Origin of the sequence: Streptomyces niveiscabiei (genome assembly GCF_001419795.1) — a bacterium.
Taxonomy (GTDB): Bacteria; Actinomycetota; Actinomycetes; order Streptomycetales; family Streptomycetaceae; genus Streptomyces; species Streptomyces niveiscabiei.
Map to the genome: position 1 here is coordinate 1 of NZ_LIRL01000002.1, position 12,700 is coordinate 12,700.

At 72.6% G+C, this 12,700-nt stretch carries 14 protein-coding genes; 7 read left to right on the forward strand and 7 right to left on the reverse strand.

All coding sequences use genetic code 11. The features are described from left to right. From AOK24_RS00020 to AOK24_RS00045, 6 genes are all read left to right on the forward strand, one after another. The coding region (locus tag AOK24_RS00020) for a hypothetical protein (protein WP_055717936.1) at positions 1–525 on the forward strand (525 nt) is incomplete at its 5' end. Beyond that, positions 522–1,595: an SRPBCC family protein gene (locus tag AOK24_RS00025; protein WP_055717937.1), complete on the forward strand. Its 1,074-nt coding sequence runs from the start codon at positions 522–524 to the stop codon at positions 1,593–1,595. The genes AOK24_RS00020 and AOK24_RS00025, both read left to right, overlap by 4 nt. Then, a complete protein-coding gene (locus tag AOK24_RS00030; protein ID WP_055717938.1) occupies positions 1,592–1,909 on the forward strand; it encodes a gas vesicle protein in 318 nt (105 codons plus the stop codon). The genes AOK24_RS00025 and AOK24_RS00030 overlap by 4 nt, the downstream gene beginning before the upstream one ends. After that, entirely contained in the window at positions 1,906–2,679 is a 774-nt protein-coding gene (locus AOK24_RS00035; RefSeq protein ID WP_055717939.1) for a GvpL/GvpF family gas vesicle protein, read from the forward strand. The genes AOK24_RS00030 and AOK24_RS00035 overlap by 4 nt, the downstream gene beginning before the upstream one ends. Next, the gene (locus AOK24_RS00040) at positions 2,676–2,864 is read left to right on the forward strand and encodes a gas vesicle protein (protein WP_055717940.1); all 189 of its coding nucleotides are present in this window, start codon (positions 2,676–2,678) and stop codon (positions 2,862–2,864) included. The genes AOK24_RS00035 and AOK24_RS00040 overlap by 4 nt, the downstream gene beginning before the upstream one ends. Further along, positions 2,861–3,172: a gas vesicle protein K gene (locus AOK24_RS00045; RefSeq protein ID WP_240553582.1), complete on the forward strand. Its 312-nt coding sequence runs from the start codon at positions 2,861–2,863 to the stop codon at positions 3,170–3,172. Before AOK24_RS00040 ends, AOK24_RS00045 begins: the two co-directional genes overlap by 4 nt. 8 nt (positions 3,173–3,180) lie before the next feature. On the opposite strand, the gene AOK24_RS00050 is transcribed toward AOK24_RS00045, so the two are convergent. Beyond that, positions 3,181–3,351 carry a hypothetical protein gene (locus AOK24_RS00050; protein WP_055717941.1) on the reverse strand — a complete coding sequence of 57 codons (171 nt, stop codon included), beginning with the start codon at positions 3,349–3,351 and terminating at the stop codon, positions 3,181–3,183. Between the two features lie 92 nt (positions 3,352–3,443). On the opposite strand from AOK24_RS00050, the gene AOK24_RS00055 reads away from it, so the two are divergent. Continuing rightward, a complete protein-coding gene (locus tag AOK24_RS00055) occupies positions 3,444–4,439 on the forward strand; it encodes a Ppx/GppA family phosphatase (protein WP_055717942.1) in 996 nt (331 codons plus the stop codon). Between the two features lie 15 nt (positions 4,440–4,454). Here AOK24_RS00055 and AOK24_RS00060 read toward each other — a convergent pair whose 3' ends face one another. The 6 genes from AOK24_RS00060 to AOK24_RS00085 all read right to left on the reverse strand — a co-directional run. Beyond that, positions 4,455–5,375: an SDR family oxidoreductase gene (locus AOK24_RS00060; protein WP_079056599.1), complete on the reverse strand. Its 921-nt coding sequence runs from the start codon at positions 5,373–5,375 to the stop codon at positions 4,455–4,457. Beyond that, positions 5,375–6,478 carry an enolase C-terminal domain-like protein gene (locus tag AOK24_RS00065; protein ID WP_055717943.1) on the reverse strand — a complete coding sequence of 368 codons (1,104 nt, stop codon included), beginning with the start codon at positions 6,476–6,478 and terminating at the stop codon, positions 5,375–5,377. Before AOK24_RS00065 ends, AOK24_RS00060 begins: the two co-directional genes overlap by 1 nt. After that, on the reverse strand, positions 6,468–8,309 hold the full coding sequence (locus tag AOK24_RS00070) for a thiamine pyrophosphate-requiring protein (RefSeq protein WP_055717944.1): 1,842 nt from the start codon (positions 8,307–8,309) through the stop codon (positions 6,468–6,470). Before AOK24_RS00070 ends, AOK24_RS00065 begins: the two co-directional genes overlap by 11 nt. Next, positions 8,306–11,245, reverse strand: a complete 2,940-nt coding sequence (locus tag AOK24_RS00075) for an FAD-binding and (Fe-S)-binding domain-containing protein (RefSeq protein WP_055717945.1) — start codon at positions 11,243–11,245, stop codon at positions 8,306–8,308. Before AOK24_RS00075 ends, AOK24_RS00070 begins: the two co-directional genes overlap by 4 nt. A gap of 28 nt (positions 11,246–11,273) precedes the next feature. Further along, entirely contained in the window at positions 11,274–12,230 is a 957-nt protein-coding gene (locus AOK24_RS00080; protein WP_055717946.1) for an LLM class F420-dependent oxidoreductase, read from the reverse strand. Between the two features lie 76 nt (positions 12,231–12,306). Then, positions 12,307–12,700 (reverse strand): ANTAR domain-containing protein (locus AOK24_RS00085; protein ID WP_240553583.1); only part of this gene is annotated, 394 nt, incomplete at its 5' end.

Genomic DNA, 12,700 nt, shown 5'->3' on the forward strand with positions numbered 1-12,700 from the left:
ACACGGAAGTTGAAACTGGCGCTCGCCGTCGGATCCGTGGTCGCGGGCAAGCGGCTGAACCTCACGCCGAGGGGGGTCGCCGACCTGGTCTCCCAGCAGCTCCAGAACAACCCGCAGTTCAAGGAGATCGGGGATCAGCTCCGGGAGGACCTGCGCGGGGTGGGGAAGGCGGCGACGGGGGCGGTCGTGGAACGCCAACTGGACTCGCTGGCGGGGCGGTTGCACGGGCGGACGGCGGAGGTGCGGGGGCGGCTCGACGGGGGGGTCCCGGGGGTCGCCGGTCGGGACGAGGGCGCCGATGCCGGAGCGGATGCCGGGGCCGGGCGGGAGCGCGCCAAGGGCGGCAGGTCCGAGGGCGGCAGGTCCGAGGGGCCGGGCAAGCCCCGGAAGAAGGCGCCCGGCGCCAAGAAGGCCACCGACGCCGCGAGGAAGACCGCTTCCCCCGAGCGCGTCACCAAGAAGGCCGCTCCCCGCGCGGCGAAGAAACCCCCGGCGCGCTCCGCGAAGCGGGGTGACGAGCGGTGACCGACACCCTCTCCGGCGTGGCCCGCAGCGAGGCCGCCGACCGGCTCAAGGCGGAGCTGCGGGAGTACGTCGCCGCCCAGGCACAGCGTCTCCTCGTCGGCGCCGGCCACAAACTCGGCGAGACCACCGTCAAGCTGAACGACATCGCGTCCGGCGAGAGCCCCGGCTTCACCCGGCTCGCCCTGGACGGCGGGCGCAAACTCGCCGAGGGCAAGGGGCCGTTGCGCTCGGCGCTGGAGGTCGGTGCGGGCCGCGCGAAGGACGGCGTCAAGGAGGCGCTCAAGGGCCTCGGCAAGAAGGGCAAGCAGGGCAAGGGCAAGAGCGCCGCCGGCAAGAAGCCGACGGTCGTCATGGAGCACGTCGACGTCGGCGTCCCGCTGCGCACCGCCTACGACCAGTGGACCCGCTTCCAGGACTTCGGCTCCTTCGCGAAGGGCGTCAAGAGCGCCGACCGCGCGGACGACACCCGCTCCGACTGGCGGCTCAAGGTCTTCTGGTCCAGCCGGAGCTGGCAGGCGATGACCACGGAGCAGATCCCGGACGAGCGGATCTCCTGGACCTCGCAGGGCGCGAAGGGGACCACGAAGGGCGCGGTCACCTTCCACCGCCTCGCCGACAACCTGACGCGTGTCCTGCTGGTCGTCGAGTACTACCCCGCGGGCCTCTTCGAACGCACCGGCAACCTCTGGCGCGCCCAGGGCCGCCGCATCCGCCTCGACCTCAAGAACTACGCCCGCTTCATCACCCTCAAGGGCGAGGCGGAGGAGGGCTGGCGGGGCGAGATCCACGACGGGAAGGTCGTGGTGAGCCACGAGGACGCGCTGGCGGAGGAGACCGAGGACGCCGAGACGCCCCAGGACGCCGAGGACGGCGAGGAGTTGGAGGCGGAGTACGAGGAGGAGGACGAGCCCCGCGAGGAGTTCGAGGACGAGGAGCCCGAAGACCCCGAACCGGCAGACGCCGAACTCGAAGACACCGAACCCGAGGACGCCGAGGGCGAGTTGGAGTACGAGGACGAGGAGCCGGACGACGCCCCCGCCGAGGCCGAGGCCCCCCGGAGCCGGCGGTGAGCATGCCCAGCCGCCTCCCCGACCCGTACAACGGCAACGGAGGCGCCAACCTCGCCGACATCCTGGAGCGCGTCCTCGACAAGGGCATCGTCATCGCGGGCGACATCCGCATCAACCTCCTCGACATCGAGCTCCTCACGGTCAAACTCCGCCTGGTCGTCGTCTCCGTCGACAAGGCGAAGGAGATGGGCATCGACTGGTGGGAGGACGACCCGGCGCTGTCCACGAAGGCCCGCAGGGATCAACTCACCCGCGAGAACGCCGAGTTGCGGGCCCGCCTCGAAGCCCTGGAAGCGCTGGAGGAGCCCCGGTGACCGCCCTGCGCTACGTGTACGCCGTCTGCCCCCCGTTCGAGACGCCGCTCCCGGCGGATCTCACCGGCGTCGTGGGCGAGCCACCCGCCCGGCTCGCCCACGGCCACCTCGTCGCGGTCGTCAGCCGCGTCCCCGAGGACGTCTTCGCCGAGGAGCCCTTGCGGCGGCGCCTGGAGGACCTGGACTGGCTGACCGCGACGGCCCGCGCCCACGAGCGGGTCGTCGACGCGCTGACCACCGTGACGACCCCGCTGCCGCTGCGGCTGGCGACCGTCTTCCGCGACGACAGCGGCGTACGGACGATGCTGGAGGAGGGCGAGGCCCGCTTCCGGCACGTCCTGGAGCGGATCGCGGGCCGGGTGGAGTGGGGGGTGAAGGTGTACGTCGACCGGGAGGCACCCCAGGAGGTGCCGAGCCCGGCGTCGGGCCGCGACTATCTGCGGCAGCGGCGCCGCGCGGCCCTCTCGGACGAGGAGTCCTGGCACCGGGCGGAACTGTTCTCCGAAAAGCTCCACAGCGCGTTGTGCACGCACGCCGACGCGGTACGCCTGCGCCCGCCGCAGAATTCCGCCCTCACCCCCGGAGGAGAGAATTCCGGGCAGAATGTGTTCAACGCCGCTTTCCTCGTCCGGCGGGAACTCTCCGAGCGGTTCGTGGAAATCGCGGAGGGCGTCCGGGACGGGGACCGGGGAATTCGCGTGGAACTCACGGGGCCGTGGGCGGCGTATTCCTTCGCGTCGGGAGAGCCGGACGAGGAGGCGGGCCCGTGACCGTCGTACAGCGCCGTGAGGTCTCCCTCGTGGACCTCCTGGACCGTCTCCTCGCCGGTGGTGTCGTCATCACCGGCGACATCACGTTGCGGATCGCGGACGTGGACCTCGTCCGGATCGACCTGAACGCCCTGATCAGCTCGGTGACGGCGCAGGTGCCGTCACCGTGGGAGGGACCGCCATGACCAGCCGCACCGACATGACCGGCCGCACCGACATGACGCGCCGCCTGGACCTCGAACCGGACACCGTCGAGCGCGATCTGATCAAACTCGTTCTCACGGTGATCGAACTCCTTCGCCAGCTCATGGAACGGCAGGCCGTGCGCCGCTTCGACCAGGGCGATCTCACCGAGGAGCAGGAAGAGCGCGTCGGCCTGACGCTGATGCTCCTCGACGAGCGGATGACCGAGCTGCGCGAGCGGTACGGGCTGCGGCCCGAGGACCTGAATCTGGACCTCGGGCCGCTCGGGCCGCTGCTCCCGCGGAGCTGACGCTCAGCTCACCAGCGGTACCAGCGCCCCCTGGTGCCCGTCGCCGACGTCCCGCGGACCAGGAATCCCAGCAGCCAGACGACGAGGACGACGAGCGCTATCCACCAGAGAATCTTCACGGCGAATCCGACGCCGAACAGCAGCAGCGCCAGAAGCAGTACGAGAATAATCGGAACCATGGTGTGAACCTCCTGTGCTCCGGGTTTCCCGGACTCCACGTTTCATTCACAGTCCGGCGATTCCCTCCGGTCCGCAGGGGTAACCGGCAGCCATGAGAATCGCTGTGGTGGACGCGGGGTCGAACACGGTACGGCTGGTGGTGACGGACGCGCGGGACGGCGTTCCCCTGCCGGTGCACACCGCGAAGTGGCGGCTGCGTCTGTCGGAGCGCACGGGCCCGGACGGCCGGCTCGGCGAGGAGGCGACGGAGCAATTGGTCTCGGCGGTCGGCGCCGCCGCGGCGACGGCCCGCCGCTGGGGCGCCCCCGACCCCCCGGCGTTCGCGACGGCGGTCATCCGCCACGCCCCGGACCGCGCGGAGGTCCTGCGCACGGTCCAGGACCGCACCGGGGTACGGCTGCGGCTGCTGCCGGGCGAGCTGGAGGCCGAGCTGACGTTCCTCGCGGTACGCCGCTGGATGGGCTGGCGTGCGGGCCCGCTGGCCCTGTTCGACATCGGCGGCGGCTCCCTGGAGGTGGCGTACGGCCGGGGCCGCACCCCGGAGTTCGCGGCCTCCCTGCCGCTCGGCGCCAACCGGCTCACCCACGACTTCCTGACCGCCGCCGACCCGCCCACGGGCGGCGAGCTGCACGCGCTGCGCCGCCATGTCCGCCACGCCCTGCGCGACGCGTCGGCCCGTATCCGCTGGGAGCGCCCCCGTACGACGCTGGCCACCTCGCGCACGTTCCAGCAGCTCGCCCGCCTGTGCGGGGCCCCGCCGGGCCGCCGGGGCCTGTTCGTGGAGCGGGTCCTGCGCCGCGCCGACCTGCGCCGTGCCGTGGACCGGCTGGCGGCCCTCTCCGCCGCCGACCGCGCCGGGCTCCCCGGGATCTCCGCGCCCCGGGCCCGGCAGAGCCTCGCCGGGGCGGTCACCGCGCACAGTGTGATGAAGCTCAGCGGCGTGGACGCGGTGACGATCTGCCCCTGGGCGCTGCGCGAGGGCATCCTGCTGCGCTACCTGGAGGACGGCATGGACTGGTGGCAGGACGCCCCCGCCCGGCCGCGCCTCACGAGCATCCCCCGGACGGACCGGACCGAGGAGCAGTGAGTCAATTCAGGTGAGTCAACTCCGGTGCCGGGAGCGGGAGTCGAAGACTCCGTGCGCCCCGTGGTCGGCCTCGTCGTCGGCCGGCACGAACAGGTTGTCCGGCCCCGGCACCCGCGCCGCGTCGACCTGCTGCGACGCGTACCCCGTACGGGCGAGGTAGCGGTCGAGGAGGGCCGGTACGACCCGGTTGGCCAGCAGGGTCGCCCGCGTGCTCGCCCCGATCCACCGCTCCCGGCGCCCCGGCCGGTCGGCGGCGCGCACAACTCCCCTCGCGGCGGCCTCCGGCTGGTAGATCGGCGGGATCGGCTGCGGCTGGCGCGGCATCCTGGACCGCACCCAGCTGAACTGGGGCGTGTTGACGGCGGGGAGCTGGACGACGGTGACGCGGACGCGGCTGCCCCGGTGCAGGAGTTCGAGCCGTACGGACGACGTGAACCCGTTGATCGCGTGCTTGGCGCCGCAGTACGCCGACTGGAGCGGCACCGAGCGTTCGCCGAGCGCCGAGCCGACCTGGACGACCGTGCCGCGGTCGCGGGGGACCATGCGGGCGAGGGCGGCGCGGGTGCCGTTGACGTACCCCAGGTAGGTCACGGAGGTGACGCGGGCGTACTCCTCGGGGGTGATGTCGGTGAAGGGGGCGAAGACGCCGGTGAAGGCGCAGTTGACCCACACGTCGAGGGGCCCCAGGGCCGCTTCGGCGGCGCCCGCCGCTGCCTCGACGGCGTCGGCGTCGGCGACGTCCGCCTCGTACACGTACGGCAGGCCGCCCAGCTCGGTGACGTCGCGGGCCGCCGCGTCGAGGCCCGCGCGGCCCCGGGCGATCAGGGCGACGCGGGCTCCGCGCGCGGCGTACAGGCGGGCTACGGCCCGGCCGACTCCCGCGCTCGCGCCGGTCACGACGACGGTGTCCTTGTGCGTGTCCTTGTGCGTGTCCATCACCGGCTCCTGAACGGTCGTGCCTGTTCGGCGTCGAGGGCGAGCCCGAGGCCCGGTCCCTGCTGCGGGGTCACCGCGCCGCCGAGCGGGTCGAGGACCCCGTCGAACAGGAGGCGTTCGACGCGGACGTGGTCGTGGAACCACTCGATGTGCCGCAGGTTCGGGACGGCGGCGGCGACGTGCGCGGAGACGTGCGGGGCGCAGTGGGCCGATATGTCGAGGCCGTACGCGAGAGCCAGGGCGGCTACGCGCAGCCAGCCGGTGATGCCGCCGCAGCGGGTCACGTCGGCCTGGAGGCAGTCGACGGCGCCCGCGTCGAGCATCCCTCGGAAGTAGGGGAGGGTGTAGCCGTACTCCCCGGCGGTGACCTCCGCGTCGGTACGGCCGCGGATCTCCGCGAGGGCGCCGAGCCGGTCGGCGGAGACGGGCTCCTCGAACCACGTCACCCCCTCACCCTCCAGAGCTACGGCGACCCGGACCGCCTGTTTCGCGCCGTAGCCGCCGTTGGCGTCGACGTACAGCTCGGCGGCGGAGCCGATCGCGTCCCGCGCGCGGGAGGTGCGCAGCAGGTCGCGGGCCTCCGCGCGGCCCCACGACTCCCCGATCTTGATCTTCACGCGGGGGATGCCCTGCTCCTCGACCCAGCCGCGCAACTGCCGTTCCTGGCGCCCCTCGTCGTAGGTCACGAAGCCCCCGCTGCCGTACACCGGCACCTCGTCGCGCGCCGCGCCCAGCAGTCCGGCGAGCGGTACGGCGAGGAGGCGGGCCTTCGCGTCCCACAGGGCGATGTCGACGGCGGACAGCGCCTGCGCGGCGATCCCGGGCAGCCCGGCGTTGCGCACGGCACGGGTCATCGCCTCGTGCGCGCGGGGCACGTCCAGGACGGAGGTGCCGACGACGGCGCCGGCGAGCAGGTCGTCCACGACGTGCGCGGCGGCGGGCGGGGCGTACGTGTAGCCGAGCCCGGTGGTCCCGGCGGCGTGGACGGTGACGAGGACGAGGGTCGTGTGGTCCCAGGAGAGGGTGCCGTCGGCTTCCGGGGTGTCGGTGGGGACGGTGTAGACGGCGCTGTCGACGCGCTCGACGACGGGTTCATCGGTCACGGTCGCGCCTCCCGCCCCGCTTCCCCGCGTTCTTCCCTCCGTTGTTCCCTTCGTGCTTCCCCGGCAGGAACTCCTGCACCTTCGCCTTGAACCCCTGTTTCACCATCGCCGCCCGGTCGCTGTCGCCCTTCAGGACCGCCGCCGCTGCCGCCTCGATCTGGTCGAGGGTCGCGTGCGGCGGGATCGGGGGTACGGCGGGGTCGGTGACGAAGTCGAGGACGTACGGCTCCCGCGCGGCGAGCGCCGCCTCCCACGCGCCGCCCACCTGGTCCGGCTTCTCGATCCGCATCCCGCTCAGCCCGAGGGAGCGCGCGAAGTCGGCGTACGCGACGTCCGGGATCGACTGCGAGGGCAGGAACTGCGGGGCGCCCTCCATGCCGCGCATCTCCCAAGTGACCTGGTTCAGATCGCGGTTGTTGAACACGGCGACGACGAGGCGCGGATCGGCCCACTCCCGCCAGTACTTGGCGACCGTGATCAGCTCCGCGAGCCCGTTCATCTGCATCGCCCCGTCACCCACCAGCGCGACGACCGGCCGGTCCCCGTGCGCGAACTTCGCACCGATCGCGTACGGCACGCCGGGCCCCATCGTCGCGAGCGTCCCCGACAGGGAGCCCCGCATCGCGCCCCTCAACTCCACGTGCCGGGCGTACCAGTTGGCGGCCGAGCCCGAGTCGGCGGTGAGGATGGCGTCCTCGGGGAGCAGTCCGCTCAGCGCGTGCGCCACGTACTCCGGGTTGACCGGGTCCGCCGACACCTCGGCCCGCCGGGCCATCACCCGGCGCCACCGGGCCACGTTCGCCTCGATCTTCTCCCGCCACGCGAAGTCCTTCACCTGGTCCAGCAGTGGCAGCAGCCGCTGGAGCGTGGCCGCGGCGTCGCCGACGAGGTTCACCTCGAAGGGGTAGCGCATGCCGACCATGTGCGGGTCGATGTCGATCTGTACGCCGCGCGCCTTGCCGAAGTCCGGCAGGAACTGCGTGTAGGGGAACGACGATCCGATCACCAGCAGCGTGTCGCAGTCCCGCATCATCTCGTACGACGGCCGCGTGCCCAGCAGGCCGATCGCGCCGGTCGAGTACGGGATGTCGTCGTCCAGGGCGTCCTTGCCGAGCAGCGCCTTCGCGACGCCCGCGCCGAGGCGTTCGGCGACCGCCGTCACCTCTGTCCGGGCGCCCCGCGCGCCCTGGCCGATCAACAGGGCCGGTTTTCCACCGGAGTTGAGGACGTCCGCCGCGCGCTGGAGGTCCGTGTCGGCGGGGATGGGGGCGTAGTGCGACAGGCCGAGGCTGGAGGGGACCATCTTGAAGGCGTGCTCGGGGGGCGAGTACTCCAGTTCCTGCACATCTGCCGGGAGGATCACGGCGGTCACCGTGCGGCGCGCGTACGCGGTGCGGATCGCCCGGTCCAGGACGTTCGGCAGTTGCTCCGGGACGGTGACCATCGCGCAGTAGTCGGAGGAGACGTCCTTGTAGAGGCTCAGCAGGTCGACTTCCTGCTGGTACGAGCCGCCCATCGCGCTCCGGTTCGTCTGGCCGACGATCGCGACGACGGGGACGTGGTCGAGCTTCGCGTCGTAGAGGCCGTTCAGCAGGTGGATGGCGCCGGGCCCGGACGTGGCCGCGCAGACCCCGACCCGGCCGGAGAACTTGGCGTACCCGACGGCCTCGAACGCGGACATCTCCTCGTGCCGGGCCTGGATGAACCTGGGCCGGTCCTCGGCCCGCCCCCAGGCGGCGAGCAGCCCGTTGATGCCGTCGCCGGGGTAGGCGAAGACGTACTCGACGTCCCATTCGCGCAGCCGGTTGAGGAGGTGATCGGAAACCTTCATGACAGGGTCCTTCGCACAGAGGGGGACAACGTGTCGGTTGTGAGCGCGCGTTCGGGGTACTCGGCAGGCAGCGGGCCGTCCAGGGCCGACGCCAGCACCTCCGCCAAGTGCAGGGCGCGCCGTCCCGTCCCCGCCTGCTCGATCTGCGTGCGGCAGCTGAAGCCGTCCGCCAGGATCAGGTCCTCGGGAGCGGCGGAGCGCACTGCGGGGAGCACCCCCAACTCGCCTACTGCCAGGGAGACTTCGTGGTGGCCGCGTTCGAAGCCGAAGTTGCCGGCGAGGCCGCAGCAGCCGGCGTCCAGCGCCCGGGCGTCCAGGCCCGCCCGGCGCATCAGGGCGCGGTCGGCGTCGGAGCCGAGCACCGCGTGCTGGTGGCAGTGCGTCTGGACGATCGCCCGGCGGGAGAGCAACGGCGGCTCCCAGTCGGCCAGTTGCTCGGCGAACGTCCTCGTCCGCGAGGCCAGGCGCCGCACCCACGGATCGTCCGGCAGCAGTTCCGGCGCGTCGGAGCGGAAGACCGCCGTGCACGACGGTTCGAGGCCGACGATCGGCGTTCCCGCGTCCAGGTACGGGCCAAGGACCCGCAGCGTGCGCCTCAACACCCGTTTCGCCACGTCCAGTTGCCCCGTCGAGATCCACGTCAGCCCGCAGCACACGGGCGTCGCCGGGACCGCCACCGTGTACCCGGCAGCCTGGAGCACCCGCACCGCTGACCTCGCCAGCGCCGGACGGAAGAAGTTGGTGAACGTGTCGGGCCAGAGCACGACGGTCGCGGGGTCACCCGGCGTCGGGCGGACGGCGCCGCGTGCCCGGCGGCGTCGCACGAAGGGCTGCGCGGCGAAGCGGGGTGCCTCGCGGGCGGGGTCGACGCCGGCCAGTCTCTTCGCGAGGCCCGGACGCAACGCCAGATTCGCCAACGCGGGCGCGTGCTGGGCGAGTTGCGTCCACACCGGCAGCCAGCCCAGCGAGTAGTGGGCGAGCGGACGGACCCGGTGCGCGTAATGGTGTGCGAGGAACTCCGCCTTGTACGTGGCCATGTCGACCCCGGTGGGGCAGTCCGACTTGCACCCCTTGCACGCGAGGCACAGGTCGAGCGCGTCCCGCACCTCGGGTGAGCGCCAGCCGCCGGTGATCGCCGAGTCGGGGTGGCCGTCGAGCATCTCGAAGAGGAGCCGCGCACGTCCGCGTGTGGAGTGCTCCTCCTCCCGGGTCACCCGGTACGAGGGGCACATCACCCCGCCCTCGTGGCCGCGGCACTCGCCGATGCCGACGCAGCGCAGCACGGCCCGGTTGAAGGAGTGCTGATCCTCGGGGTACCCGAAGTGCGTGCGGGAGTCGGCGGGTTGCCACAGCGGCCCGACCCGCAGCCGCTCGTCCAGCGGTTCGGGGTCGACGACCTTGCCGGGGTTCATCCCGTTCCGCGGATCAAGGAGCGCCTTGAACTCGCCGAACGCGCCCACGAGTCGCTCCCCGAACATCCGCGTGAGCAGCTCTCCCCGGGCCTGCCCGTCCCCGTGCTCCCCGGACAGCGACCCTCCGTACCCGACGACGAGATCGGCGGCCCGCTCCACGAACCGCCGGAACTGCCCGACCCCTTGCCCGGTCCGCAGCTCGAAGGGGATCCGCGTGTGCACGCACCCCTGCCCGAAGTGCCCGTACAGGGACGGGTGGTCGTAGTCGAACTCGGCGAACAGCTTCCTCAAGTCCCGGAGATACGCCCCGAGTTGATCGGGCGGTACGGCGGAGTCCTCCCACCCCTCCCATGTGTCGCGGCCGTCCGGCGGGCGTGCGGTCACCCCGAGTCCGGCCTCGCGGGCGCGGAGCATGCGCTGTTCGCGGGCGGGGTCGTCGGAGAAGGCGACGGAGGGGTCACCGGTGTCCCGGCCGACGGCCTTGAGCAGCGCGTGGGCCTGTTCGTCGACGTCCTCCCGGCTCTCCCCGCCGAACTGGACGAGCAGCCAGGCGTCCCCTTCGGGCAGCGCGTCGAGGGACTCCCCGTGCACTCCCTCCTCCCGCATCAGCTGGGCCATCCGCCCGTCCAGCGCCTCCAGTTGGGCCGGCGAGGAGTGCTCCAGGAGACGCGGTACGTCGTCGGCGGCCCGGCAGACGTCCGCGTACCCGAGGACGAGCAGCGACTCGCACGGCGGCACGTCCACGAGCCCGAGTTCGGCGCGCAGGACGGCGACGAGGGTGCCCTCGCTGCCGACGAGCGCCTTGGCGAGGTCGAAGCCGTTCTCGGGGAGCAGGGAGTCGAGGTTGTAGCCGGAGACGCGGCGCGGGATCTTGGGGTAGCCGCGTCTGATCTCCGCGAGGTTGGCCGAGACCAGCCGGTCGAGTCCGTCGTACAGCTCCGCTTTCCGGCCGCCCTCGGCGCGGATGCGGGCGCGTTCGGCGGGGCCGGTCGGGCCGACCCACGTGCGCAGCCCGTCGTAGGTGACGATCTCCAGGCGGCGGACGTGGTCGACGGTCTTGCCGTACGCCTGCGCGGACGCCCCGCAGGAGTTGTTGCCGATCATGCCGCCGAGCGCGCAGTGGCTGTGCGTCGAGGGCCTGGGCCCGAACCGCAGCCGGTGGTCGGCGAGCCGGGCGTCGAGGGCGTCCAGGACGATGCCGGGCTCGACGACACACGTACGAGCGTCGGGGTCGACAGCGAGGAGGGCGTCGCAGTGCTTGCTCCAGTCGATGACGACGGCCGCGTTCGCCGTCTGCCCGGCGAGGCTCGTGCCGCCGCCCCGGGACAGGACGGGCGTGTCGAACGCGGCGCACACCTCGACCACCCGTGCCCCGGCCTCGACGGTGCGCGGGACGACGAGCCCCAGCGGTACCCGGCGGTAGTTGGAGCCGTCGGTGGCGTACGCGGCTCTGCTGCCGGCGTCGAAGCGGACCTCGGCGTCGGTCTCCGTGCGCAGGGTCGCGGCCAGGTCACGTGTGCTCATGGCCGCCGGGTAACCCGCGTCGCGGAGTTCAGTCGCGGAGCTGGGGGAGGATCTTGGTGCGGTAGAAGTCGAAGAAGCCCTGCTGGTCGGGGCCGATCTGGTTGACGTACACCGTGTCGAAGCCGGCCTCGACGAACGCCCTCAGCGCCTCGACGTGGAGGTCCGGGTCGTCACCGCAGGGGATCGCCGCCGCCGACATCTGCGGGGTCACCAGCTCCGACGCCTGCTCGAAGTGGCGGGGGGTGGGCAGAAGCTGGGCGAGTTCGCCGGGGAGCTGCTGGTTGGCCCAGAGGCGGTGCGCGGTGGCGACGGCCTCCTCCCGGTCCGTGCCCCAGCAGACCTTGAAGCCGCCGTACACCGGTTTCGCGCCGCCTCCGCCGCGCCGGAAGCGCTCGACCACTCCGGCGTCGGGGCTCATGGTGATCAGGCCGTCGCCGATGCGGGCGGCGGTCTCGGCGGCGTGCGGGCCGAACGCGGAGACGTCGATGGGGACCGGGGTGGCGGGGACGGTGTAGAGGCGGGCGTTCTCGACGGTGTAGTGGCGGCCGTAGTGGCTGATCCGCTCGCCGGTGAACAGTTTGCGGATGATCTGGAGGGCCTCCTCCAGCATGGCGAGCCGGACCGGCGCCTCGGGCCAGCCGCCGCCCAGGATGTGCTCGTTGAGGGCCTCGCCGGTGCCGACGCCGAGCCGGAACCGGCCCTCCAGCTGGACGGCGCTGGTCGCGGCGGCCTGGGCGATCACGGCGGGGTGGGTGCGTACGAGGGGGCAGGTCACCGCCGTCTCCACGGGCAGCGACACCGCCTGGGAGAGGGCTCCGATCACCGACCACACGAAGGGGCTCTGGCCCTGCGCGTCGTTCCACGGGTGGTAGTGGTCGGAGATCCACAGTGCGTCGAAACCCGCCTGTTCCGCCATGCGGGCCTGGTCGACGAGGGCGGCGGGCGAGTGCTCCTCGCTGGCGAGGAAGTATCCGAAGTCGGTCACAGCGCCTCCTGGATGTGGGGACCGGGCCTCCGGGTACCCGCCGACGGCCCGGGTACCCGGAGAGTGCCCGGACCTGTCAGGGCGGCGTCTTCTCCGCGTCGCTCACGCTCGCGACGGCGTCGGTGAGGTGCTGGCGGACGGGGTCGGGCAGGGGTTCGCCCCGGACCGTGGTCACCACGGTCGACGCGAGGCGGTGCAGCTTCGTGTTGGTGTTCTGGGACGCCTTGACCAGGACGTTCCACGCCTCGTCGGGGCTCAGTCCGAAGGACGCCATCAGGATGCCCCGGGCCAGGTCGATCTCCGGCCGGGTCCGCATGGCGCGGCGCAGCTGGACGACCTCGCCGCGCAGGGCCTCCTCCTCGGTGACGTGTCCCTCGACGAGCAGCGGGCAGGTGCCGGTGAGGGCCAGCAGGCGTTCCGCGACGGGGCTCGCGGCGGTGACGGCGAGCGACTTGCCCGCGGCCATCGCG

Bases quoted from the DNA above. Each gene is read 5' to 3' on its own strand.
- AOK24_RS00050 (WP_055717941.1), bottom strand. From the start codon at position 3,351: ATGGTTCCGATTATTCTCGTACTGCTTCTGGCGCTGCTGCTGTTCGGC.
- AOK24_RS00055 (WP_055717942.1), top strand. From the start codon at position 3,444: ATGAGAATCGCTGTGGTGGACGCGGGGTCGAACACGGTACGGCTGGTG.
- AOK24_RS00075 (WP_055717945.1), bottom strand. From the start codon at position 11,245: ATGAGCACACGTGACCTGGCCGCGACCCTGCGCACGGAGACCGACGCC.
- AOK24_RS00045 (WP_240553582.1), top strand. From the start codon at position 2,861: ATGACCAGCCGCACCGACATGACCGGCCGCACCGACATGACGCGCCGC.
- AOK24_RS00060 (WP_079056599.1), bottom strand. From the start codon at position 5,375: ATGGACACGCACAAGGACACGCACAAGGACACCGTCGTCGTGACCGGC.
- AOK24_RS00070 (WP_055717944.1), bottom strand. From the start codon at position 8,309: ATGAAGGTTTCCGATCACCTCCTCAACCGGCTGCGCGAATGGGACGTC.